This is a genomic window from Campylobacter concisus, from assembly GCF_015230015.1.
Classification (GTDB): Bacteria; Campylobacterota; Campylobacteria; order Campylobacterales; family Campylobacteraceae; genus Campylobacter_A; species Campylobacter_A concisus_AF.
Genome location: NZ_JAAKZC010000006.1, coordinates 1 through 23,348 on the forward strand (window position 1 = coordinate 1; position 23,348 = coordinate 23,348).

Sequence of the window (23,348 nt, forward strand, 5' to 3'; positions counted from 1 at the left end):
AAATTTGATTTTGCAAACAAGGGGTAAATTTGCCAAAATTTTAAATTTATCTGCCTCATTAAAAGTTCAAATTTAACAAGCCATAACTCTTTTAAATTTGTAATATAAATTTAAGATTTTATTTAGTCAGGATTGCCACAGCAGATAAATTTATTAAAAAAGCTAAATTTGACTACTTTTATTTAAAAATTTACGCCAAAAAGCTAAATTTAAAGCGCTAAATCAAGCAAATTTACAAAAGAGCCAAATCCCTAGCTATTTTGCACTTCAGGCTGTCCAAAGAGCCTATTTGCCTCTTTTATAACGCCCTCTTCTCTTTGCTTTTTAAGCTCCTCTGGGCTTTTGCTCTGACTTAGCGACATCAGCTCTTTTGCAAAGTCATTTTGCGGCTGAGATAGCGTATTTACCCTAGTTTCAGGCGCAGCAGGCTTGCTTGCTGGCTCATCTTTTTGCTCGTCTTGCTGCCTAGCCTTTATCTTAGCGATCTCCTTGTCAAGGTAGCTATATTTATCCTGAGGCTCTTGCGGCGGAGTTTGAGGCTCAGGCTTTGCGGCTAAAATTTGGGTCTTAGCATTTACAATCTTTATTTTTTTACCAAAAATTGTATGTAAAATTTCATGCATTACGCCCCAGCTTTTTTTGAAAAATGCCAGCTCATCGCCAGTTGCATTGACGACCAGGCCAAGCTCATTTTCATTTAAAAAGCTAAAACTTATGTGATTTTTAAAAATTTCTCCAAGCTCAAAGCTTCTATCATAAATTTTTGCCACAAACTGCTCGTATGGCGTCTTTGGCGCCTCTTTTACGGCTAAAATTTGCTCACTCACGCCAGCTTTTGGCTCGATCACAGCCACGCTAGGCTCGCTCTTAGCAAGCTTTATAGCTTCATCGATATCTTGCAGATTTAGCGCCTCTATCATCATAAAAAGCATTAGCATTAGCACAAAGCCATTGTCGCTTGATACGCTTAGCATCGACTTTGCCTGCGCCAAAATCCTAAAAAATCTCTCATATATAAGAAGTGAAAATTTTGGGTCGTTTTCTAAAAATCTCTGCTTTAAATTTGCCAAAATTTCATCTATGATCATCTCTGGCTCGTAGGTTTCAAGCTCGGTCACAAGCACTCTAATGGCGTTTTTATCGGCATTTGCGACGTGTTCGATGATCTGCTCGATCCTACTTGGATCAAGAAGTCCAAGCATCTCCGCCACGCTTGATTTTGTGATATTGCCAGCGCCATAAATGATAGCTTGATCAAGTAGTGTTAGCGTATCTCTTAGCGAGCCGCCACCACTTCTAGCTAGTATCTCAAGCGCCTCCCTCTCGTAGCTCACGCCCTCTTTGCTAAGGATAAATTCAAGATGTTTTACGATCTCATATCTGCTTATTTGTTTAAATCTAAAATGCTGCGTCCTTGAAAGCACCGTCGTTGGAAGCTTGAGCGGATCGGTGGTCGCTAAGATAAATTTAACATAGCTTGGCGGCTCTTCGAGCGTTTTAAGAAGGGCATTAAACGCCTCTTTTGTTAGCATATGCACTTCGTCGATAATGAAAATTTTATATCTAGCAGCCGTAGGAGCGTATTTTGTCTGCTCTATGAGCTCTCTTATGTCGTCGATCTTTCTGTGGCTAGCTGCGTCCATCTCGATAATGTCCATGTGGCGCGACTCGTTTGCCATCACGCACTGCGCACAGACCTCACAAGGCCTAGAAGTTGGCCCCTTTTCGCAGACCAAAGCCTTTGCAAATATCCTAGCGCTAGATGTCTTGCCGCTTCCCCTAAGGCCTGAAAACAAATAAGCATGGCTCACTCTGTTTTCGTCAAGTGCGTGGGTTAGGCTCTTGCTTACGGCTTCTTGTCCGATGAGCTCGTCAAAATTTTTTGGTCGATATTTTAGGGCTAGTGCTTGCAACTGCTTTCCTTTTTGCAATTTTAATTTGCTGATTTTATAAAAAAAGGCATAAATTTATGGTTATGATAAAGTTAAATTTTGCTAAATTTAAGCCAAACTTTAGCTAGAAGGATAAATTTGCAAGCATTTATATCTGAATTTTTCACCTCTTTGTCGCTCATTTTAGCCATTGGCGCGCAAAACGCATTTGTGCTAAAACAGGGCATCAAAAGAGAAAATATCTTTATCATCTGCCTCATTTGCGCTATTAGCGATGCCCTCTTGATCTTTGCAGGAGTTTTTGGGCTTGGTAGCCTCGTGCAAAATTTTTCTATCATCAAGCAAATCGCCCTATATGGTGGCTTTTTATTTTTACTTTTTTACGCGCTAAAGAGCTTTCACACGTGCTTTTTTAAAGACCTTAGCATGGATACGAGCAGCGATTATGTCAGATCAAATTTAAAGAAAAACATCCTTTTGACGCTCGCATTTACTTGGCTAAATCCTCATGTCTATCTTGATACGATGATACTAATAGGCTCGGTTTCGACTAAATTTAAAGATGAAAATTTGATATTTGGCGTGGGAGCTAGCCTTGCCTCGTTTTGCTTTTTCTTTGCACTTGGCTATCTGGCTAGGTTTTTAGCGCCCATCTTTGCAAGGCCCATCTCATGGAAAGTTTTAGAGTTTTTTGTCGGCCTCGTCATGCTCGCCCTTGCCTTCATGCTCATTTTTGCTAGCTTCTAGCCTCTTTTTTAGTGCCTCTTTTTTGCGAAGCTCGAGTGCATAGGCTTCATTTAGCGCATCTTCGCCATCTAAATTTGCCCCATCTAAAAATTTGCGGTAGTCTTCAAACTGCCTATTTTTTATCCCCCAAAGCACGCCAAAAAGCAAGGCCGCCCCCATCAAAACAGAGACCAAAACAAGCATCGCAAGAGTCGTTGTATCCACTATTTATCCTTAAATTTTCTAACTATAAAAAGCGAGTTTAGTATCACACTTAGCGAGCTTGCCGACATGAAAAGTGCAGCAAATAGCGGCATGACGTAGCCACAGACAGCAAATGGCAGGCTAAGGGCGTTATAAAGCAGACAAAAGAGTAAATTTTGCTTTATCGTTTTATAGGTAAATTTTGAAATTTTCACCGCTTTTGCTAGGCTTTGCAGGCTATCATCAAGTAGCACCACATCGCTTTTTTCTAAGCTCACGGCCGCGCCACTTCCCATGCAAATAGCCACGTGAGCAAGGCTTAGTGCAGCTGCGTCGTTTATGCCGTCTCCAACCATCAGCACCTTTTTGCCCTGATGCTTAAGACCAGCTATAAATTTAGCCTTTTCATCAGGCAGCATCCCTACTCCAAACTCGCTCACTCCAAGCTCATCTGCCACGTTTTTTACCACATTTTGCACGTCGCCACTTAGGATACAAACCTTCATACCAGCACTCTTTAGCTCCTCTATTAGCGCCTTTGCCTCGGGCTTCATGCTATCTTTTAAGTAAAATTTAGCCACCAGCTCGCCCTGCTTGCCCACAAAAAAGCTCACATTTTCTTCGCTCTCTTCAAATTTCACCCCGTTTTCAGCCAAAAAGCGCCTACTTCCAGCCACAAAACGCTCACCCAAGATATCAGCGCTAACTCCCTTTGCCACGCTTAAATTTGCATTTTCAAGCTCAACTTTTTTTGCGCCTTTTTGCTTTAAAAACTCGGCTACCGAGGCGCTTATTTGGTGGTTTGAGATAAGACAAAGCGAGTAAATTTTATCAACACTCACACCCTCTTTTATAAAAAACTCGCTCACTTCAAATTTAGCCTTTGTAAGCGTCCCAGTCTTGTCAAAGACCGCCACGTCGCACTTTGCAAGGCTTTCAAAAAATTTAGCCTCCTTAAAAAGCACCTTGTTTTTAAAGGCAACCCCAAGGGCACAAACGCTGCTAACTGGCGTGGCGAGCGCAAGCGCGCAAGGACAAGCGATCACGATGACGCTCACAGCCGTGACGATCGCTTCTGAAAAGCTAAATTTAAAGTACCAAAACCAAAATGTAAAAAATGCTAGAGCAAGCACGCTAAGAGAGAATTTCGAGGCGATTTTATTGACTGCTAGCTCGATATTTGGCTTTTTTAGCTCTGCGTTTTGGAGTAAATTTATAAGCTGATTGAGGTAGGAATTTTTAAAAATTTGCCTTGCTTCATAGACGATCTGCCCGTTTAGGCAGACGACGCCGCTTTTGACCTCGCCGCCACAGCTTAGCAAAAGTGGCAGACTCTCGCCTGTTAAGCTTGAGATATCTACGCTCGCCTCACCGCTAAGCACCACACCATCAAGTAGCGCTCTCTCGCCAGCTCTTAGCACGATCTTTTCGCCTAAATTTACATCCTTTGGCTCTTTTAAAATGTCCTTGCCGTCCTCTAAAACGCACACTTTTGCAAGCAACATATCGCTTAAGAAATTTGAGGTCTCAAGCGCCTTTTTCTTGCCTAAAATTTCTAAAAATTTGCCGATAAAAACAAAGGTTATGATCATCGCAACCGAGTCAAAATAGCTCTCGCCGCTTCTTGTAAACATCGCAAAAATGGAGTAGATATAGGTTATGCTAGCTCCCGTGATGACGAGCAGGTCCATATTTGGCGAGGCGTTTTTTATGGCTATTTTCGCCCCTTTGAAAAACTCGCTGCCAGTGTAAAAGAGCACAGGCGTTGCCAGCACAAACTGCGCGAAGCTTAGTAGGTCCTTCACGTCGCTTCTGATGCCGCTAAAGTAGCCGCCATACTGCGCGATCGCCAGCCACATGATATTCATCGTGGCAAAGACGCCAACAAGCGCTTTTGCGTAAAAATTTCGCCTTTTTTTGACTAGCTCATCCTCTTTTTGGCTCGCCGCGTAGGCCTTTGGAGTGTAGCCAACGGCGTAAATTTTCTCAATTATTTGCTCCACCAAAAGCTCTTGCTCGTCGTAAACAATGACCGCCTTTTGGCTAAGCGAGTTGATATTTACCTCCAAGATGCCAGGCAGGCTAAAAAGCGCCTTTTCAAGTAGCCAGATGCACGCCGAGCAGGTTATGCCGTCAATGAGAAATGAAATTTTAGAAAACTCGCCCTCTTTTGTCACTAGCTCGCTAAAATTTGCCACTAAATTTTTGACATTTGCACCGCTACTAGCAGGATTTAGAGTGTTTTTGCCAAGCCTCTCGTAAAACTCACCAAGGCCACTTTCATTTAAAATTTCATAGACGCCTTTGCAGCCAACGCAACAAAATTTAAGACCATTTGCGGCCTCTATCATCGCGCTTTCATTAAAGCTTTGCTTGCAGTGAGAGCACCTACACTTCACGGACGCTTCTTTTTTAGCTGGTCTAAATAGCCATATATCGTGATCTTTGAGACATTTAGCTTACTTGCCACGACCTCGATAGCACCCTTTATGTTAAAAATGCCCTTTTCGTTCATAAAGCCCACGAGCTCTAGCTTTTGCTCCTTTTTGAGCTTTTTGCCCTCGTTTTTGGCGATGATCTTGTCGATCAAATTTAAGACGATCTGCATCACATCGTCGTTTTGCTCGCTCTTTGGCTCATTTTCACTCGTCTTTAAGAAATTCCCAGTCACTTCAAAAAGGCTCTTTGCCACGCTAGCATCGACATTTACGCATATCGCCCCTATGATCCCTCCGTGCTCGTCTCTGATAAATGCAGTTGAGGACTTTACCAGCTTTTCATCTTTGGTAAAAAAGTAGTTTGCCACGTAGTCGTCTTTGAAATTTTGGCTGTTTAAGACCTCGCTTACAAGGTGATCAAAGCTTTGTCCGACCTTTCTGCCAGTGACGTCGCCAGCTACGTAAACGACTGAGCGCTGTGGGTGTGAGAGATCGTGCAGGACGACTTCGCAGGCAAATGGCGAGCTTTTTTGGATCAAATTTGCCGTTGGGATAAATGCCTTTAATATAGGATGCATAAGGCGCCTTTTGTTTTTGCTTAAGTTTAACCAAAATATTTTTAAATTTTCGATAAGAAAAATATAATTTTTTATGAAAATTTATGAAATTTAAGTGAAAATAATAAATTTTTATCTATAATTTTTTAAATTTTTAAGGAGAAAATATGAAAATTTACGAAACCGAAATTTCAAAAAAGAAAAAGGCTCACTACTCTTTAGCAACCGAGCACAACGGCATCCTCTACATCTCAGGCCAGCTTAGTATGGACCCAGAGACTAGGCAGATCCCAGAGGGGCTAAAAGCGCAAACAAGGCAGGCTTTAAAAAACCTTGATAATGTGCTAAAACTGGCAAATGCGACAAGAAACGACATCTTGATGTGCCGCGTCTATACGCCAGATATCGACTTTTGGGACGAGATAGATGACGAGTATGCACTATTTTTTGGCGATCACAAGCCAGCTCGCGTCGTAGTACCGACAAACAAACTTCACTTTGGCTGCCTGCTAGAGATCGAAGCTACAGCGATACTTGATAGAAAAATTTAAAAGGAGCGAAAATGCCTAAATTTATCTGCTCAAAGTGCGGCAAGAGCGCAGATTTTGAGACGCCTATATTTGCGTGCGAGTGCGGTGGGCTTTATGATCTGGAGTTTAAACCGGCCAAATTTGATCTAAATTTGATCGACGTGCGCGAGTTTAGCCTCTTTAGATACCGCGAGTTTTTCCCTATTAAAAACGAGCTTTGGCGCGATATCAGCCTTGGTGAGGGGCTAACAAAGAGCGTGAAATTTGATGACTCGCTCTACCTTAAAATGGACTATGCGATGCCAACGCTTTCGTTTAAAGATAGGGGTGCTGTGATGCTTATTTGGTTTTGCAAAACTCATAGCATCAAAAAGATCTTGCAAGATAGCAGCGGAAACGCTGGAAACTCGGTCGCTGCATACGCTGCAAGAGCTGGCATAGAGTGTGAAATTTACGTCCCAAAGGGCACAAGCGAGAAAAAGATAAAGATGCTTGAGTACTACGGTGCAAAGGCGGTTGTCTTTGACGGCACGCGCGACGAGACGGCAGATGCTTGCAGAAAAAGGGCAAAAGATGAGGGCATATTTTACGCAAACCACGTGTTTAACCCGCTTTTTTACCAAGGCACTAAAACATATATATATGAAATTTACGAGCAGCTTCGCTTTGTCCCTGAAAATCTCTTTTTGCCAGTTGGCAACGGCACCTTGCTATTTGGTTGCGAGATCGCGCTAAATGAGCTATATGAGGCTGGAGTGATAAAACAACTACCTAAAATTTTCATCGTTCAAAGCGAAAAGTGCGCACCATTTTTATGGGCAACAGGCGAGCCACGTACGATCAAGCCAGAGCCAACTTTGGCTGAGGGCATAGCGATCGCAAAACCTGCTCGTGGCGCTGAGATATTAGCTAGCAGGTACGCAGGAGAACGCGAGGTGATCACGATAAAAGAAGAGGATATTGAGCCAGCTAGAAATTTCCTAGCAAGCCGTGGTTTTTACGTCGAGCACACCACAGCGGCCATCTATGTAGCCTACGCAAGCTACGCAAAATCACACGAGCTTGAGGGCAAAAGCATCATCTCGATGTGTGGCGCTGGGCTAAAAAGCGAGCATTAAGATAAATTTGCAGGTCATTTTGCCTGCAAATTTGCCTATTTTAGCGACTTTGGTTGTGGCATTTCTTGACAACAAAGTTTTATTTTTATAAAATGCCAAAACTTTCAAAAACTTTTGAAGCCTAGAATTCTGCAATCTTATCCCCGCATTTAAAGAGGAAAAATGGAAAACAATAACCAAACCGAGCAAAGTGCTGCTCAAAACACAAAAACTACAAAAAAACATCAAGCATCAAGAACCCACGTACCAGTCGACGGACACAAGATCGAAGAGCTAAGAACGCTTAGCTTAGATGAGCTAGTGCAGATCGCAAATGGCGTTGGCGTCGAAAATCCACGCGAATTTCGCAGGCAGGATTTGATATTTGAGATACTAAAAACCCAGACAAAACAAGGCGGATTTATACTATTTACTGGAATTTTAGAGATCACAAACGAGGGTTACGGCTTTTTAAGGGCTGTTGATGCAAATTTAAGCGACAGCTCAAACGACGCTTATGTTTCAAACTCTCAGATCCGCAAATTTGCACTTCGTGTGGGCGACATCATCACCGGCCAAGTAAGAGAGCCAAAAGATCAGGAAAAATACTACGCACTTTTAAAGATCGAAGCGGTAAATTATATGCCTCTAGCAGACGCAAAAGAGAGGCCGTTATTTGACAACCTAACCCCACTTTTCCCAACTGAAAAGCTAAATTTAGAGTACGATCCGATGAAGCTAACGGGCCGTGTGCTTGACCTTTTCACGCCTATTGGCAAGGGTCAGCGTGGCCTCATCGTCGCACCTCCAAGAAGTGGTAAAACTGAGCTTATGAAAGAGCTAGCTCACGGCATCGCTAAAAACCACCCAGAAGCCCAGCTAATGGTGCTTCTAGTAGATGAGAGACCAGAAGAAGTTACCGACATGCAGCGCTGCGTAAAAGGCGAGGTATTTAGCTCGACATTTGACCTGCCAGCACTTAACCACGTCCGCGTGGCAGAGCTAGTCATCGAAAAGGCAAAACGTCTAGTTGAGATGGGTAAAGATGTCATCATCTTGCTTGATAGCATAACCCGCCTAGCACGTGCTTATAATACAGTCACCCCGCCAAGCGGCAAGGTGCTAACTGGCGGCGTGGACGCAAACGCACTTCACAAGCCAAAACGCTTCTTTGGCGCAGCTAGAAACATCGAGCACGGCGGCTCGCTAACCATCATCGCAACCGCGCTAATCGACACTGGCTCACGTATGGATGAAGTGATATTTGAAGAGTTTAAAGGCACTGGCAACAGCGAGATCGTACTTGATCGCAACATCTCAGACCGCAGAATTTACCCAGCTATCAACGTGCTAAAATCAGGCACCAGAAAAGAAGAGCTACTTCAAAAGCCTGATGAGCTTCAAAAAATTTGGGCTATTCGCTCTGCGATTGCCACTATGGACGACGTCGAAGCGCTTAAATTCTTATACGCAAAAATGCTAAAAACAAAAGATAACAAAGAGCTTCTCTCTATCCTAAACGAGTAAATTTAACTGAGCTTGAAGCACTTGCTTTGAGCTCAAATTTAATATCTAAACAGCAACTACTTTACTTAAAAAAGCAATTTGGGCGTTTCTAGCCAAAAATATTTGATAATTTTTAAATTTCTAGCATTTTTTAAATAACTTAATATATAAAAAGATTATGGTTTTTTAAAGACTATTTACTAAATTTTTCTATGTCTTGATTGATTAAATTTTCATATTCGCAAAGCTCGTTGCAAGTCTTTTTGCTCTGTTCGATCAGCTCATCAAATTTAAATCCAAGCATCACTATACGATAAAGGTTTGGTTTGTGTTTTCGCCAGTTGTAAAGCGTTGCGACATCAACGTCTAAATGATAAGCCATATCACGTTTTGTCATCTTAGCCACTTTACACTCCTTTTTTTGAGTGATTTTATAAATTTTATTCTGATAAGAAAACAATTGAATTATTTTATGTTTTTTATTAATTTCATTGAATATTTAAACTTTATTTAATATAAGAAAATTTAAAATAGCCACGTAACATTTTTTTAAATAAGGAGTAAAAATGAAAAATGTAGTTTTAAAAGTTGCTTTAGGTTTAAGCCTAGCTAGTGCCGCTGCTTTAGCGCAAGGAGCCTTTGTAGGAGTTGAGGGAGACTACTCTTTTGGTTCAAATTTAACAGCAAAAAGCGACAATGGCACATCAAAAGCCAAAAAAACACAACCAGGTCTTGGCGTAAAAGCTGGTTATGACTTTGACGTAGCTAGAGTTTATGGAGCTTACATATATGACTTTCAAGCTAAAAAGTCACTTGGCGACGAAGATGGCACAATAATAAAATGGAAAACTCATAAATTTATAGTCGGAGCTGACTACACTCAAAGCGTAGCAAAAGATCTTAAACTAGTTCTTGGTGGCTATACTGGTTTTTCAAAACTTAAAATGGATGTATTTGACACACATGATGGCTCTGAAAAAGGCAACGCAACTGGCTGGATACTTGGAGCAAAAGTCGGTGCTGAATACTCTATCAATGAAAATAATGCAGTTGAGTTTGGTTTAAAAGCTGATAGAACAAAATATCGCTCTATAGCAAAATATGATAATGCAAAAATAAAAGAGACAAACGTCGGTCTTTATATGGGATATACATATAAATTTTAATTACCAGCAAGCTCAAATTTCAAAGCAAATTTGAGCTTTTACTAGAAACTATAAATTTACTAGCTTTTCTAAATTTTCGCTGTCCAAGCGGTAGGTTCTCCACTCAAGCGATTGGTTTTTAGCGCCCATGCTTTCATAAAATTTGATGCTTGGCTCATTCCAGTTTATGCAACACCACTCAAGCCTCTTTAAATTTTCATCCTTGCAAATTTGAGCTAGAAATTTAAAAAATGCCTTGCCGATGCCTTGATTTCTATACTCTTTTTTGATGTAGATGTCCTCAAGATAGATCCCGCCAAGCCCTAAAAACGTAGAAAACGTATAAAAATAGATAGCATATCCTATCGCCCTGCCCTCACTCTCGCAGATAAGGGCTTTTGCGTGGTTTTTGTTAAAGATGGAGTCAGCAAAAATTTCATTTGTAAAAGTAACTTGTTCGCTCATCTTTTCATAAGCCGCAAGCTCTCTTACAAGCTCGCAGATCACGTCTATATCGCTCTTGGTCGCTTTTCTTATTTGAAATTTCATTAGTTATCACCAAAGAGTGCTTTTAGATCTTTAACCATTTCGCCATTTTCGCTGCCACTGCTAGTTTTTGAGCCAAGCTCATTTAGCTCGATCTCATAACCAGTTAGCATGCTTGCAAGGCGGATATTTATGCCATTTTTACCGATCGCCTTGCTCTTTTGTTCGCTCGCAAGTGTCACGATCGCCTTGTTTTCCTCGATCTTTACAGATGTGATGATCGCAGGTGCCATAGCACGAGCTACCAAGATCGCTGGCTCAGTGGTGTACTCAATCGCATCTATACTCTCGCCATGAAGCTCTTTACTTACAGCATTTATCCTAACGCCCTTTGTGCCAACGGTTGCGCCTACTGGATCGATGTTTGGAGTGGTCGAGATGAGCGCTACTTTGGCTCTTTCACCAGGGATCCTCGCACTTCCTTGGATGATGATACCGCCGTCTTTTATCTCTGGTACTTCTGAAGTTAGTAGCGCCTCAAGAAATTTAGGCGAAGTCCTTGAAAGCTCGACTTTTATGCCTAAATTCTTATCTGTGAAAACTTTTCTAATGACCGCTTTTACCACGTCGCCTACTTTAAATTTCTCGCCTTTTATACGGTTTTTACGTGGCAAGATAGCGCGAAGCTCGTCTATCTCTATAAATGTGTTTTCGTCGTTATCTACCCTAACAACTGGTCCAAAAACCATGTGACCGCTCATCTCATTATATTTTTGTAAAATTTTCTCTTCAACTAGGCGCTGTATGTGATACTCAAGCTCTTTGTGAAGTGTTTGGGCGGCTGTTCTGCCAAGATTATCAAGGCTTAGCTCGTAAGTGAGCTCATCGTCGATTTCAACGCCACTATCTATCTTTTTAGCCTCTTTTAAACTTAAAAAGTGCTCATTGTCTTCAGCAAGCCTCTCATCATCGTTTGCTACGATTGAAATTTTTTGATAAAGCTTTAAATTTTTATTCGCATCGATGCTCACGTCATACTCATAGTTCTCTCCATAAACCCTCTTTGCAGTGTTTATCAAGGCTCTTATGACGCGCTCTTTTACATCTTCGATATCTAAATTTTTCTCATTTGCAATTGACTCTATAATGTCTGATATTCTTTCCATTTTTTCTCCATTGTGACGATAAATTTCGGGGATTTTTCGTGAAGTTTTGAAATTATACATAAGCCATACTTTTAATAACTTTAAGCTTGTTATTAACTTTTATTTAATCCTTTTTTTATGATGATTTGGGTATATTGACCGATTAAAATTTTAGATTTTGAAAGGATTAAAAATGGAGCTTAAACTTGCAAGAGCCGAATTAGACGCGAAACCAAAAACGATTTCACTAGAAAAGATCGAAGCTGCCGTTGATAAAGAAGGTCAGAAAATTTTCTATTTTGATAAAGAAAACACACACAAACAACTAATCGCCTTAGTCGAGCACTTTGAAGAAAAAGGGCTAAGCGTCTATCACAGAACCGTAAAATATGGCCTTGATGATAGCGATTATATGTATGAAGTGCATATACTTTAATGAGTAAAAAACTCTTTATCCAAACTTTAGGTTGTGCTATGAATGTTCGTGACAGCGAGCATATCATAGCCGAGCTCTCACAAAAAGAAGACTACTCCTTAACACAAAACATCGAAGAAGCTGATTTAATCCTTATAAATACCTGCTCGGTTCGTGAAAAGCCAGTTCATAAGCTCTTTAGCGAGGTCGGAGCATTTGAAAAAGCCAAAAAAAGAGGTGCTAAGATAGGCGTTTGCGGCTGCACTGCAAGCCATTTGGGTAGTGAAATTTTCAAGCGCGCACCTTATGTTGATTTTGTCCTTGGCGCAAGAAATGTTAGCAAGATCACAAAGGCGGTAAATACGCCTAAATTTATCTCAACCGACATCAACCACGACGAGAGCGAATACGCATTTGGTGAATTTAGAGGCTCACCATATAAAAGCCACATCAACATCTCTATCGGCTGCGATAAAAAATGCACCTACTGCATCGTCCCACACACCAGAGGCGATGAAATTTCCATCCCTTCAAGCCTCATCCTAAAAGAGGTAGAAAAGGCTGCAAAAAGCGGCGCAAAAGAGATATTTTTACTAGGACAAAATGTCAATAACTACGGCAAAAGATTTTCAGGTGTGCAAGAAAATATCGATTTTAGCGATCTTTTAGTAAAAATAAGCGAGATAGAGGGCGTTGAGAGGATAAGATTTACAAGCCCACACCCACTTCACATGGATGATAAATTTCTTGAAATTTTCACCTCTAACTCAAAAATTTGCAAGTCTATGCACATGCCACTTCAAAGCGGAAACACCAAAGTTTTGCGCGAGATGAAGCGCGGATACACAAAAGAGTGGTTTTTAGACCGCGCACTAAGACTTAGAAAGATGTGCCCAGATGTGAGCATCTCAACTGACATCATCGTCGCATTTCCAGGCGAGAGTGATAGCGAATTTGAAGATACGATGGACGTGCTTGAGCAAGTTAGATTTGAGCAAATTTTTAGCTTTAAGTATTCGCCTCGTCCGCTTACAAAAGCAGCTACTTTTACAAATCAAATAGATGATAAAACAGCTTCAGAAAGGCTAACACGCCTGCAAAATCGCCACAGTGAAATTTTAGACGAGATCGTGGCGGCGCAAAAAGATAAAATTTTTGATGTATATTTTGAAGAGCTAAGGGCAAATGGCGGCGTTGCTGGGCGAAGTTTTAACAACTTTTTAGTTCAAGTTGATGGCAGCGAAGAGCTTCTTGGCACTACGCAAAAAGTAAAGATCACAAACCCAAAACGAATGGTTTTGTATGGCGAGCTGCAAATTTAAAAGCACCTTTGAAAAGGTCGCCCTAAATGTTGGCGTCTTTTTCATATACATTTTGATGTGGCTCATTTTTCTAACCTGCAAAAAGAGCTACACTCCAAATTTCCTACCACAAAATGGCTGCGTCGTCGTCTTTTGGCACGGCAGGCTTAGCTTTATGAGCTTTGCTTACAGACGCTGGTGGAGCAGCCAAAACAGAAAACAAGGCAAGGTGATAATAAGCGACCACAAAGATGGCGAGCTCATCACCAAAATAATCAAATTTTTTGGCATTGGCACCATTAGAGGCAGCAGCTCAAAAGGCGGTGCAAGGGCGCTTATAGAAGCTCTAAGAGAGATAAAACAAGGCCACGACGTCATCATCACACCAGATGGCCCACGCGGACCAAGACACAGCGTAGCAGACGGAGCTACGGTGATCGCGCAAAAGTCATCTTGCGAAATTTATGCTCTAAATTTCGAAGCAAACTCGTTTTGGGAGTTTAAAAGCTGGGATAAGATGATACTTCCAAAGCCATTTTCAACTATAAATTTTAGCCTCTCAGCCCCTTTTAGCGTGGCAAATTTAGAGCAAAAAGAGGCAAAAGAGAAGATACAAAACGAGCTTTGGCAGGCCTCACAAAATGATGGCGGCAAGAGCGCAGAGCAAAACAAAGAGGACTTTAGGTCAAATTTAAAAATTTGGTGGAAAAAATATGCGCATAAAAATCCGCAAATCAGCGACGAGATAAGAGAAATTTTGGATGAAATTTATGAAAAATAAAATTTCTATCTTTATTGCCATTTTTATAATAGCTTTGTTTGGGCTATTTTTTTACAGCGACAACTCCTACAAGCTCGCTCTTGAAGCGAAATTTTACTACGAGGGCAAAGAGTATGAAAAGGCTATAAATTTAAGCCAAAAAGCCCTTGATCTTGATGCTTACAATAAAATGGCCGCCACCACGCTTAATCAAAGCAAGGCGGCGATCAAATTTAGCTCATACATAAAAAACGGCAAAGAGTATGTGGAGCGCATCAAAAAAATGAGCCAAAGTGGCGTCAGCAAGGCTGATAGTGAGCGCATCAAAATGATGTGTGATGTAATGATAGAGGATTTTGAGAGCTTAAGAAATTCTGCTTTGCTTGATGATAGCCTAAAAAGCGAAGCACTAAGCACAAAAGAGGTTTTTGTCAAGCTCAAAGATGAGCTGTTTTAAACTTATTTAATCCCTTTTTAGCTAACATATCAAAAATAATGCACTTAAATTTAGGAGAGTTATGTCTTTTAGCATCAGAAAGCTTTTTTCAAACCTTTTCTTAAGCGTCGTGATCGAGGGCAACGAGTGCATATTTTACGGTCAGGTCTTTAGAAACGGCAAGCTTACAAAAACTATAAATGCTAAATTTACCGACATAAGCATCGAAAATGTCGATGAAAAGGTCGTAAAATACATAGAAGAGCAAGAAAAGGCCTATTTTGGCGTCTATGTTTCGCTCTTTTTTAACGACGACTCACAAGGTGCGCTGCCTACTGCTAACTTTGACGAATACAAGAAATTTAATATCAACACACAAAATTTAACCAGCCTTGTGATGCAAGATAGCTGGAGCATATATGCAAATTTAAATGCTATAAGAAGATATAAAAACCTCTTTGGGCAAGGTAGCGTTGATCTTATCTACTCGCCTATCGCCCTGCTCTTTCACGAGCTTTTAAAGCGTGGAATTTCACCTAAAACTACGCTATATCTCTACATCCACTCGCACTCTTTTGCGCTTGCGATATTTAAAGACAAGCAGATGAAGCTCTCTACATTTTTAAATATGAGTGACACTGAAGAGGGCAACGAAGAGATCGAAAGCCTAAAAGAAGAGGATATAACAGACATAGACAATCTTATCGTCAAAGAAGAAGATGGCGCAACTGCGCTTGATGATTTTAAGAGTTTGGATGACTTCTTAAGCGACGATAAACCAAAAGAATTTGAAGATCTAAACTACGAGCTAAACATGCCAGCTTCGACCAATGTCGAGAAATCAGTGGCGATCTTTGGACGCGATATGAAGATGTTTGACTACATCGCAAAAGCTATGAAAGAATTTTATGAAAATCCAATCTACGGCGGTGATTTTATCGAGCAGATCATCGTTTTTGAAAACACAAAAACAAGTGCAACCTTTTTACAATACCTGCAATCAGAGCTATTTGTAGAGACATCAAGCTATCCGATCAATACAAATCACATCATGAATGAGATCATGCAAGAAGAGATAACACTATGAAATTTAGCTTCATCACCCCAGAACCAAGACCGCTTCTATCTATCTTTAGTAAGCTCTGGCTAAGCCTCATTGGCTTTGTTTTTGTGGTGCTTTTGGTGGCAAATTTCTTTATCGTTTATAAAAACTACTCAACCAAGAAAAATATAGAATTTCTAGCAAACGAGCAAAAAGAGCTTAGCCAAAAGATAGTCACCACGGATGAAATTTCAGCCAAGCTTGCCGTGCAGATAGACTCGGCAAATGATATTTTTACGTCAAATTCTATCCTGAAGCAAAGCTTGCACAACCTCTTTGACCTTGTGCCTGATAGCATCACGCTTGAAGAGGTCTTTATGGATAAAAACTCGCTCATCATTCGCGGTATAACACCTACAAAAGATGTCTTTAACCAGCTTTTGGCCTCTCCGCTAAGGTCGATTTTTACCACGTCAAACACTAGCTTTTATCAGAGCAAAAACGGCTGGTACGGCTTTATAAGTACAAACAAGATTGATAATTCTGAGGGATATAATGAGTAAAAAAGATACGAGCTTAGAAAAAATCGACCCTGTAAAGCTTTTACTTTTTATATTTGCTTTTATCATAGTTTGTTTTATTATGATATTTGGCTTTATCGTGCCAAACATAAAAGAATTTAAAAGCCTCTCAAGACAAAACTACTCGCAAACCTCATCATACACGAAGGTAAAAAATGAATTTGAAGCTAAATTTAAAGCACTTGAAGCGACAAGACAAAAAGATGGCGCTATCATCTTGGCTTATGATACAGCTTTTGATAAGGATAAATTTATAAATTTTGCATCGCAGTTTTTTAGCGAAGTGAGCCTTAGAAAGATAGAAGAAGGTGAAAATAACGCAACTGAAAAGTTTTTTAGATACCGCCTAAACGTCACTAGCTCACTTAAAACTCCTCAGAAATTTTATGACTTTTTAGACGCACTTAGCAGCTATGATAGCATCATAAAAGCCGAATTTCCTATCGTCATGAAAGGCGAAAACGACAAGATCCACACAACCTTTAACATAAAAGTTTTTGGGTTTAAGTAACCAAATTTAATAAATTTCTCCGCATAAAACTTAAAACCACACCACCCTTAGCAAATACTTGGATATAAAAAGCTAGAGCCATCTCTGCTATAAGAGACTAAACAAGCTCTTACACGCGCAGATGCTGGCACACAAAGCGAGGTTATAAAACTATGTAGAGAGCTTCAAATCACGATCATAATGGCGACAAAAGATCTTTTTGAAAGTAGGATCAAATTTAAAGAAATTTACGAATACGATATGACAAGCAAACAGCTTTTCAAAAATGGTAAAGAGGTGCAGATGCCAAAAATGAGGCAAAACTCTTCTTTTTGCTCGTGAGTAATATAGAGAAAGTTGTAAGTTACGAAGTGATCGAAAACTATGTCTGGAGCGAAAAATCGATGAATAACGAAGCACCTAGAATGACTATCAAAAAGATAAGGGCAAAAACTGACGCCGATCTCATCAAAAACATCTCAGGCGTGGGATATAGACTTAGCGGATCGAACTAAATTTAACTTTGTGTAGCTTTTATAAATTTAAGCTACACAAATTCTTACTTTTTATCCACACATTTGCCAAGTTGGCAGGCTCTTTTGTAAAGTGCGTCCGCCTTTGTTTCATCGCCGCTTAGTTTTGAAAGTAAAAAGCACGACTGAGCATATTCAAGCTCGCAGCTCTTTGCCAAAAGCTTTAGCACCCTAGCCTCAGCCTTGGTTCTATCTATCTTATGAGTTTTTAAATTTTCGCTTTCGATGTAGGATTTTAGCCCCATTGCCTCGTTGTAGCAACCAACGCCGTCGCCACTATCGCAAGCTAGTTTATAAAGTTTTAGAGCCTTTTCGATATCTTTTTGCTCATCAACTAGCCCTTGCTCATAAATTTGACCCAAATTTGAGCAAGCAGTTGCAAGCCCAGCGTTGCAAGCCTTTTCGTAGTAGCCTTTTGCTTTCACGAAGTCCTTTTCGTTGCTAAAATTTACAGCTAGGTTGTTGCAGTCGATGCTATTTCCGCTCTCGCAGTTTTGCATCATCTTCTCTTTTTCAAGCTCAAGACGCTCCGCCCTAGCCTCCTCATCACTTTGCCAAAAGCCAAAGCTCACCATCTTTTGCCACGACCAGCAGCCACTTAGCATAAAGCTAGCAGCTACGATAAGCCCGAAATTTAAAACTTTTTTCACTTATTTTCCTGCTTACATGCCAAGCTTTGCGCCTAGTCTTTTCATCTGCGGGCACGCCTTGTTTAGACCGCGAAAGCAAGCGACTTTGTAAATTCCATAGGCTCTCTTTTCGTCCTTGTTCATGCCAAGGCCTAGCTCATACATCGCACCGATATTTGCGCAGCTTGGCAGATCCCCAGCGTTACAAGCGTTTGTATAGGCCTCCATCGCAAGATAGTAGTCTTGTTTTACGATCTCGCCCTTGCGGTAGGCGTTGCCTAGATGATAGCAAGCTTGCACGCCGCCACTATTGCAGCTATCTTTGTAAATTTCGACCGCTTTTTTTGGATCTTTTTTCACACCAAGACCGTTTTCATAGAGCGTGCCAAGATTTGAGCAAGCAAGCTGCACCTTCGCATCGCAAGCCTTTTTATAGTTTGCATAAGCATTGTCATACTCTTTCATAAGCTCAAAATTTACGCCCAAGTCATTGCAAGCTTCAGCATCGCCGCTCTCACATTTTGGTGTTAAAAGATCGATAGCATTTTTTGAAATTTGCTCTTTGTTTTGCACCACCTTTTCGTCCTTTGGCTGCTGCCATGAGTCATCTTGCTTTGGCGTCTCTCCGATGCCGATCACATTTAAGCAGCCTGTGAAAAATAGAGCAGTTAAAAGTAGTAGATATTTTTTCATTTTTGTCCTTTTAGTATTGTCCAAACAAGTCATTTAGGGCTTCGCTGATGCTTGGATGAGTGAAAATTTGGTTTTTAAAGAAATTTGCATCTGCTTTTAAATTCATAGCGATCGCGATCTCATTTATGATCTCATTTGCGTAGATGCAGTGAAAGCTAGCCCCCAAAATTTCGCCACTACTAGCTTCAACGATCGCTTTTAACATGCCCACATCGTGATTTAGCACCTTTGCTCCTGGCACTGCCGCCATGCTAAGCTTAAGTTCTTTGAAATTTAGCCCAAGCTTACTAGCTTCTTTTGCATTTACGCCAACTCTTGCTAGCGGAGTGTCTGTAAATAGCACATTTGCATGGATGCTTCTGTTTTGTGTGGTACGTTTTTTGTCGCCAAAAATTTGCGAGAAAACTATCCTAAAATCATCCAAACTAGTGTAAGTAAAAAGCTCTCCGCCGCGCACATCGCCCACTGCGTAGATGTTTGACACATTTGTCTGAAGGCGCTCATTTGTCTTTATAAAGCCTTTTTCGTTTAGCTCGGCGCCAGCTGCTTTTAAATTTAGATCATCTAAATTTGCCACTCTGCCAAGCGCTACTAAGAACGCATCAGCCTTGATGATCCTATCTTCACCATCTTGTTTGAAATTTAGCGCATTGTCTTTTAGGCTCTCTATCTCGCAGCCCTCTAAAATTTCGATGCCTTGCACGTTTAGCGCATCTTTTACGCTTTTAGCTATGTCTTCATCTTCGTTTTTTAGAAGTGGTGAGCGTCCGACGATGGTCACTTTTGAGCCAAAATTTGCAAACATCGATGCAAACTCGATGCCGATGAAGCCGCTGCCAACGATGACAAGATGCTTTGGCATAGTTTTTAGATCGAGCAAAGTTTTGCTTGAAAAGACGTTTGAGTTTGTTATCTCAAATGGCGCATACGCCTCTTTTGAGCCAGTGTTTATGATGATAAACTCGCCCTCAACGACTTTTTGCTCGCCGTTTGAGGTTGTAACTAGGACGCTATTTTTATCTTTAAACGAGCCAACACCATCGATCACATCGATATTTTCTTTATCATTTAGCATCGCATAGTTTTTAGAATTTAAAGCTGAGATTAGCTTATTTTTGTTTTCGATGCTAAGCGTGTAATACTCGTTTTCAACGCTATTGTCTGCATATATCGCCTCTTTTGCAGCTGTGATAAGACGTTTTGTCGGTATGCAGCCTACGTTTATGCAAGTGCCTCCATACATCTTTGGCGATCTCTCGATTAGCGCGACTTTTTTGCCAAGTGCAGCAGCCTTTACAGCTAGCGTCTTGCCAGCCTTACCAAATCCAATAATAACAATGTCATATTTCATTTAATTTTTCCTATTATGTAGTATGTAGTTTCGTTTATCTTTTTGATATCCATTTTGTATTTATTTGCCCAGCTTTTGATGATCTCATCAACACGCTCTTTTATCTCTTTGACGGTCGCAACGTTTTTTATCTTTAACCTATCCTCACTCCCGCTCATCGCTACAAAGCAAAGGTGTGGCTTTAGATGATCGTTTAGCTCGATCACACTCTTTGGCAAAAGGCCGTCAGTGTTGTTTAAAATTCTACGCATATGCTCAGTGGTCGTTTCATCTATGTTGTAGCCAAGCTGTGTCAAAAGTGCGTTATGATCCATATCGTTCCTTTTTGCTTAAAATTTGCGATCATTATAAGATAAAATTCGATAAAATCGCCTAAATTTTCAAGGACAAATATGAAAAAATTTATCATTTTTCTATTTAGCATTTTGCTATTTTGGGGCTGTTCGGCAGAGCAAATTTCGCAAAATTTAGGTCTTAGCGAGCCACCACTTGATCCTGAAGTAGAGCAGATAGCAGACGCCATCTATCTATATAACGAAGGCAACTACCCAAAGGCTTGCAAGAGATTTTACGACTACGCAAAAGATGGCAATGTCCTAGCCATGCAGCAAACTGGCGTTTGTTTTCGTGACGGCAAAGGCTTTAGCAAAGATATCTTAAGGGCACTTTTTTGGTTTGAGACAGCTGGCAGATACGGCAACATAGATGGTCTTAGAAGCGCTGGATACATCTACGAATACGGCCTTGGGGTCAATAAAAATTTAGAAAAAGCGATATATTTTTACGAAAAAGCCACAAGCCTTGGCTCAAGCGAAGCTAGCTACGATCTAGGGCTTATATATCTTGGCAAAAATGACTATAAAAAAGCTAGAATTTATCTTGACGAGGCTTGCTATCACGGCAAAGAAGAAGCCTGCACGAAGCTAAAAGAGATGAAATTTTAGCTCTTAATTAGTCTCAACAGAATTTAGAGCCGAATACCCGATCAAAATCACACTTGTTATCATAAGAACAGATACAAAAATTCCCATTTTTATCCTTTATTTCTTTAACTCTTTTATCTCTTTTAATATCTTTTTAGACTTTGCGTTGCCAAGCAATATCAAAATCAACAAAAGAGCTGCGCACATACAAACACTATAAAATTCTAGCTTGTCGGCATAGTCCTTATAGTGGGTAAAAATCCAGCTTATAAGACCGACCAAAATTGTAACAAAAATTCCGAGCCAAAATTTTAGCATGCCTAAGCGCTCTTTAGCTTCATCCAATTTTGGCATTCTCTTCCTTCTTATTTTTGAGTGATTATAGCATTTAACGCATAAATTTAATAGCTAGCTATATTTTAGCTCCTACGCCTCAGCCTTTTGAGCGATCAAAACGCCCTCTATCATCTTTTTGATATCACCATCAAGTATCGCGTCAGTTTGCGAAAATGCCTCGCCGCTGCGGTTGTCTTTTACCTGCTGATACGGGAAAAGCACGTATGATCTTATCTGATGACCCCAGCCGATCTCGCTCTTTTCGACGCTGTTGCTAGCCTCTTGCTGCTTCATCAGCTCAAGCTCGTAAAGGCGCGACTTTAGCATTTTCATCGCTGTGGCTCTGTTTTTGTGCTGACTGCGGTCGTTTTGACACTGCACGACGATGCCAGTTGGTATGTGCGTGATGCGGATGGCAGATTCAGTCTTATTTACGTGCTGACCGCCTGCGCCGCTAGCTCTATAAGTGTCTATCTTTAGATCTTTCTCTTCGATCTCGATCTCTATATCATCATCTACTTCGGGACTCACCATGACGCTAGAAAAGCTCGTGTGGCGGCGTCCTGCGCTATCAAATGGGCTTGTTCGAACGAGTCTGTGGATGCCATTTTCTGCCTTGAAGTAACCATAAGCGTTTTCGCCTTTTACGATAAAGCTCACATCCTTTAGCCCTGCCTCTTCGCCCTCTTGAAAGTCCAAAGTCTCGACCTTAAAACCCTCACGCTCGCAAAATCTAAGATACATCCTATAAAGCATGCTCGCCCAGTCGTTGCTCTCAGTGCCGCCAGCTCCTGGGTGTATCGATACGATCGCGTTTTTGCCGTCATCTTCGCCACTTAAAAGCATAGAAATTTCTAAATTTACTATCTTTTCATCTAAATTTTTAGCATCTTCAAATAGAGAATTTATAGTCTCCTCGTCATTTTCAGAATTTGCTAACTCAAAGAGCTCCTTTGCGTCACTAACTGCTTGATGAGCGTCACTAAATTTAGCAAGCATGTTTGAAATTTTTGTCTTTTCTTTATTTAGCGCTCCAGCTTTAGCGATATCTTGCCAAAAGTCAGGGTCTTGCTCTATGGCCTCGATCTCTTTTAGCCTAGCCTTTATCTCGTCAGGCTTTACGATAGAGCCTATGTTTTCAACTTTTGTTTGTAGCTTCTTTAAAAGCTCGTTGTATTCGTAATTATCCAAGTTTTTCTCCATAAATTTTTGCCGATTTTAGCCAAAAGTTGCTTACATTTTTAAATTTACGCCCTTTTAATCCTTTTTTGTTACAATGCCAAGTTAAAATTTAGATAAAAAGAGTCAATATGCAGATCATAAGAACTATAAAAGAGCTTGAGGAATTCGTCTCAAACGCAAGTGGCAAGATCGGTTTTGTCCCGACAATGGGCGCACTTCACAACGGACACGTTAGCCTTATCAAAAAATGTGTGAGTGAAAATGGGATAAGCATCGTCTCAACCTTTGTCAATCCAACTCAATTTTTACCAGGCGAAGACCTAGAAAAATACCCGAGAAAAGAGCAAAGCGACATCCAAATCTGCGAGCAAAACGGCGTTAGTGCTATCTTCATCCCAAACGAAAAAGAGCTTTACTTTGAAGATGAGCCTCTCATCGTCGCTCCAAAGAAGCTTTCGACCATTTTAGAGGGCAAAACTAGACCAGGACACTTTGACGGCGTCTTAAGAGTGCTAAACAAGCTATTTCGCCTAACTCGTGCAAATAGCGTCTATATGGGCAAAAAAGACACCCAGCAGCTCATTATCGTGCAAAATATGATAAAGACATTCTTTCTAAACATCGAGCTAGTTGCCTGCGATATCGTTAGAGAGCCAGACGGTTTAGCGCTTTCAAGCAGAAACGTCTATATCTGCGATGAAGATAAGTGCAACGCGCTAAGGCTTTCAAGGTCGCTAAATAAAGCACAAAATTTGATCCAAAATGGCGAAGAAGAGGCAAGCGAGATCAAAGCAAGCATGCTTGAGGTGCTTGAGCCACTAAAAGTTGATTACGTCGCGGTTACGGATAGAAATTTAAACGAAATTTCAAAGATAGAAAAAGGCAACACCATCATCTTAGTAGCCGCCTTTGTAGGCAAAACTAGGCTAATAGACAACATCTGGATCTAA

The 23,348-nt window shown here is 40.7% G+C and carries 29 protein-coding genes; 16 read left to right on the forward strand and 13 right to left on the reverse strand.

Features of this window, described 5'->3' with window-relative positions:
* Positions 1 to 251: 251 nt before the first annotated feature.
* The gene (locus tag G6W42_RS04330; RefSeq protein ID WP_194173093.1) at positions 252 to 1,913 is read right to left on the reverse strand and encodes a DNA polymerase III subunit gamma/tau; all 1,662 of its coding nucleotides are present in this window, start codon (positions 1,911 to 1,913) and stop codon (positions 252 to 254) included.
* 117 nt (positions 1,914 to 2,030) lie between these two features.
* On the opposite strand from G6W42_RS04330, the gene G6W42_RS04335 reads away from it, so the two are divergent.
* Entirely contained in the window at positions 2,031 to 2,639 is a 609-nt protein-coding gene (locus tag G6W42_RS04335; RefSeq protein WP_194173094.1) for a LysE/ArgO family amino acid transporter, read from the forward strand.
* On the opposite strand, the gene ccoS is transcribed toward G6W42_RS04335, so the two are convergent.
* The 3 genes from ccoS to G6W42_RS04350 are packed head-to-tail and all read right to left on the reverse strand — an operon-like array spanning position 2,574 to position 5,838.
* Positions 2,574 to 2,843, reverse strand: coding sequence for a cbb3-type cytochrome oxidase assembly protein CcoS (ccoS, locus tag G6W42_RS04340; RefSeq protein WP_346010461.1), 270 nt, complete (start codon positions 2,841 to 2,843; stop codon positions 2,574 to 2,576). The two genes, G6W42_RS04335 and ccoS, sit on opposite strands and share 66 nt — an antisense overlap.
* On the reverse strand, positions 2,843 to 5,221 hold the full coding sequence (locus tag G6W42_RS04345; RefSeq protein ID WP_194173095.1) for a heavy metal translocating P-type ATPase metal-binding domain-containing protein: 2,379 nt from the start codon (positions 5,219 to 5,221) through the stop codon (positions 2,843 to 2,845). The genes ccoS and G6W42_RS04345 overlap by 1 nt, the downstream gene beginning before the upstream one ends.
* The gene (locus G6W42_RS04350; protein ID WP_194173096.1) at positions 5,218 to 5,838 is read right to left on the reverse strand and encodes a helix-turn-helix transcriptional regulator; all 621 of its coding nucleotides are present in this window, start codon (positions 5,836 to 5,838) and stop codon (positions 5,218 to 5,220) included. Before G6W42_RS04350 ends, G6W42_RS04345 begins: the two co-directional genes overlap by 4 nt.
* A 146-nt stretch (positions 5,839 to 5,984) precedes the next feature.
* Between G6W42_RS04350 and G6W42_RS04355 the strand changes: the two genes are divergently transcribed.
* From G6W42_RS04355 to rho, 3 genes are all read left to right on the forward strand, one after another.
* Entirely contained in the window at positions 5,985 to 6,368 is a 384-nt protein-coding gene (locus tag G6W42_RS04355; RefSeq protein WP_107797235.1) for a RidA family protein, read from the forward strand.
* 11 nt (positions 6,369 to 6,379) lie between these two features.
* Entirely contained in the window at positions 6,380 to 7,465 is a 1,086-nt protein-coding gene (locus G6W42_RS04360) for a pyridoxal-phosphate dependent enzyme (protein ID WP_194173097.1), read from the forward strand.
* Positions 7,466 to 7,627: 162 nt separating this feature from the next.
* Positions 7,628 to 8,971: a transcription termination factor Rho gene (gene rho, locus G6W42_RS04365; RefSeq protein WP_002941811.1), complete on the forward strand. Its 1,344-nt coding sequence runs from the start codon at positions 7,628 to 7,630 to the stop codon at positions 8,969 to 8,971.
* A 172-nt stretch (positions 8,972 to 9,143) separates the two neighbouring features.
* Here rho and G6W42_RS04370 read toward each other — a convergent pair whose 3' ends face one another.
* The gene (locus G6W42_RS04370) at positions 9,144 to 9,356 is read right to left on the reverse strand and encodes a transcriptional regulator (RefSeq protein WP_002941953.1); all 213 of its coding nucleotides are present in this window, start codon (positions 9,354 to 9,356) and stop codon (positions 9,144 to 9,146) included.
* A gap of 160 nt (positions 9,357 to 9,516) precedes the next feature.
* On the opposite strand from G6W42_RS04370, the gene G6W42_RS04375 reads away from it, so the two are divergent.
* Positions 9,517 to 10,116: an outer membrane beta-barrel protein gene (locus G6W42_RS04375; RefSeq protein WP_194173098.1), complete on the forward strand. Its 600-nt coding sequence runs from the start codon at positions 9,517 to 9,519 to the stop codon at positions 10,114 to 10,116.
* Positions 10,117 to 10,164: 48 nt separating this feature from the next.
* On the opposite strand, the gene G6W42_RS04380 is transcribed toward G6W42_RS04375, so the two are convergent.
* Positions 10,165 to 10,644, reverse strand: coding sequence for a GNAT family N-acetyltransferase (locus tag G6W42_RS04380; protein WP_194173099.1), 480 nt, complete (start codon positions 10,642 to 10,644; stop codon positions 10,165 to 10,167).
* Positions 10,644 to 11,747 (reverse strand): transcription termination factor NusA, encoded by a 1,104-nt coding sequence (nusA, locus tag G6W42_RS04385; protein WP_194173100.1) that lies wholly within the window; start codon positions 11,745 to 11,747, stop codon positions 10,644 to 10,646. Before nusA ends, G6W42_RS04380 begins: the two co-directional genes overlap by 1 nt.
* A gap of 172 nt (positions 11,748 to 11,919) precedes the next feature.
* Between nusA and G6W42_RS04390 the strand changes: the two genes are divergently transcribed.
* The 9 genes from G6W42_RS04390 (at position 11,920) to G6W42_RS10500 (ending at position 17,266) form a co-directional block, all read left to right on the forward strand.
* Positions 11,920 to 12,162, forward strand: coding sequence for an HP0268 family nuclease (locus G6W42_RS04390; protein ID WP_103620655.1), 243 nt, complete (start codon positions 11,920 to 11,922; stop codon positions 12,160 to 12,162).
* Positions 12,162 to 13,463 (forward strand): tRNA (N6-isopentenyl adenosine(37)-C2)-methylthiotransferase MiaB, encoded by a 1,302-nt coding sequence (miaB, locus tag G6W42_RS04395; RefSeq protein WP_194173101.1) that lies wholly within the window; start codon positions 12,162 to 12,164, stop codon positions 13,461 to 13,463. The genes G6W42_RS04390 and miaB overlap by 1 nt, the downstream gene beginning before the upstream one ends.
* Complete coding sequence (locus G6W42_RS04400; RefSeq protein WP_194173102.1) at positions 13,444 to 14,223, forward strand: lysophospholipid acyltransferase family protein; 780 nt, start codon at positions 13,444 to 13,446, stop codon at positions 14,221 to 14,223. Before miaB ends, G6W42_RS04400 begins: the two co-directional genes overlap by 20 nt.
* Positions 14,213 to 14,659 carry a hypothetical protein gene (locus tag G6W42_RS04405; protein ID WP_194173103.1) on the forward strand — a complete coding sequence of 149 codons (447 nt, stop codon included), beginning with the start codon at positions 14,213 to 14,215 and terminating at the stop codon, positions 14,657 to 14,659. The genes G6W42_RS04400 and G6W42_RS04405 overlap by 11 nt, the downstream gene beginning before the upstream one ends.
* A gap of 61 nt (positions 14,660 to 14,720) precedes the next feature.
* Complete coding sequence (locus tag G6W42_RS04410; RefSeq protein WP_194173104.1) at positions 14,721 to 15,725, forward strand: hypothetical protein; 1,005 nt, start codon at positions 14,721 to 14,723, stop codon at positions 15,723 to 15,725.
* Positions 15,722 to 16,243: a membrane protein gene (locus tag G6W42_RS04415; RefSeq protein ID WP_002941847.1), complete on the forward strand. Its 522-nt coding sequence runs from the start codon at positions 15,722 to 15,724 to the stop codon at positions 16,241 to 16,243. The genes G6W42_RS04410 and G6W42_RS04415 overlap by 4 nt, the downstream gene beginning before the upstream one ends.
* Positions 16,236 to 16,772: a hypothetical protein gene (locus G6W42_RS04420; protein ID WP_194173105.1), complete on the forward strand. Its 537-nt coding sequence runs from the start codon at positions 16,236 to 16,238 to the stop codon at positions 16,770 to 16,772. Before G6W42_RS04415 ends, G6W42_RS04420 begins: the two co-directional genes overlap by 8 nt.
* 180 nt (positions 16,773 to 16,952) lie before the next feature.
* Positions 16,953 to 17,093, forward strand: a complete 141-nt coding sequence (locus G6W42_RS10495; protein WP_242042693.1) for a hypothetical protein — start codon at positions 16,953 to 16,955, stop codon at positions 17,091 to 17,093.
* Positions 17,090 to 17,266, forward strand: a complete 177-nt coding sequence (locus G6W42_RS10500; RefSeq protein WP_346010462.1) for a helix-turn-helix domain-containing protein — start codon at positions 17,090 to 17,092, stop codon at positions 17,264 to 17,266. Before G6W42_RS10495 ends, G6W42_RS10500 begins: the two co-directional genes overlap by 4 nt.
* A 44-nt stretch (positions 17,267 to 17,310) precedes the next feature.
* On the opposite strand, the gene G6W42_RS04430 is transcribed toward G6W42_RS10500, so the two are convergent.
* Genes G6W42_RS04430 through G6W42_RS04445 form a run of 4 tightly spaced genes read right to left on the reverse strand, consistent with a single transcriptional unit; the run spans position 17,311 to position 20,271 of the window.
* The gene (locus tag G6W42_RS04430) at positions 17,311 to 17,934 is read right to left on the reverse strand and encodes an SEL1-like repeat protein (protein WP_194173106.1); all 624 of its coding nucleotides are present in this window, start codon (positions 17,932 to 17,934) and stop codon (positions 17,311 to 17,313) included.
* A 12-nt stretch (positions 17,935 to 17,946) separates the two neighbouring features.
* Positions 17,947 to 18,606 (reverse strand): tetratricopeptide repeat protein, encoded by a 660-nt coding sequence (locus tag G6W42_RS04435; protein ID WP_002941997.1) that lies wholly within the window; start codon positions 18,604 to 18,606, stop codon positions 17,947 to 17,949.
* Between the two features lie 10 nt (positions 18,607 to 18,616).
* Positions 18,617 to 19,957 (reverse strand): dihydrolipoyl dehydrogenase family protein, encoded by a 1,341-nt coding sequence (locus G6W42_RS04440; RefSeq protein WP_194173107.1) that lies wholly within the window; start codon positions 19,955 to 19,957, stop codon positions 18,617 to 18,619.
* Positions 19,954 to 20,271 (reverse strand): hypothetical protein, encoded by a 318-nt coding sequence (locus G6W42_RS04445; protein WP_012139947.1) that lies wholly within the window; start codon positions 20,269 to 20,271, stop codon positions 19,954 to 19,956. The genes G6W42_RS04440 and G6W42_RS04445 overlap by 4 nt, the downstream gene beginning before the upstream one ends.
* Before the next feature lie 78 nt (positions 20,272 to 20,349).
* Here G6W42_RS04445 and G6W42_RS04450 point away from each other — a divergent pair, with 78 nt between their 5' ends.
* On the forward strand, positions 20,350 to 20,901 hold the full coding sequence (locus G6W42_RS04450) for a tetratricopeptide repeat protein (RefSeq protein ID WP_021087954.1): 552 nt from the start codon (positions 20,350 to 20,352) through the stop codon (positions 20,899 to 20,901).
* 96 nt (positions 20,902 to 20,997) lie between these two features.
* On the opposite strand, the gene G6W42_RS04455 is transcribed toward G6W42_RS04450, so the two are convergent.
* Positions 20,998 to 21,234, reverse strand: a complete 237-nt coding sequence (locus G6W42_RS04455; RefSeq protein WP_103570008.1) for a hypothetical protein — start codon at positions 21,232 to 21,234, stop codon at positions 20,998 to 21,000.
* A 72-nt stretch (positions 21,235 to 21,306) separates the two neighbouring features.
* A complete protein-coding gene (gene prfB, locus G6W42_RS04460) occupies positions 21,307 to 22,407 on the reverse strand; it encodes a peptide chain release factor 2 (RefSeq protein WP_194173108.1) in 1,101 nt (366 codons plus the stop codon).
* 119 nt (positions 22,408 to 22,526) lie between these two features.
* Between prfB and panC the strand changes: the two genes are divergently transcribed.
* Positions 22,527 to 23,348, forward strand: coding sequence for a pantoate--beta-alanine ligase (panC, locus tag G6W42_RS04465; RefSeq protein WP_194173109.1), 822 nt, complete (start codon positions 22,527 to 22,529; stop codon positions 23,346 to 23,348).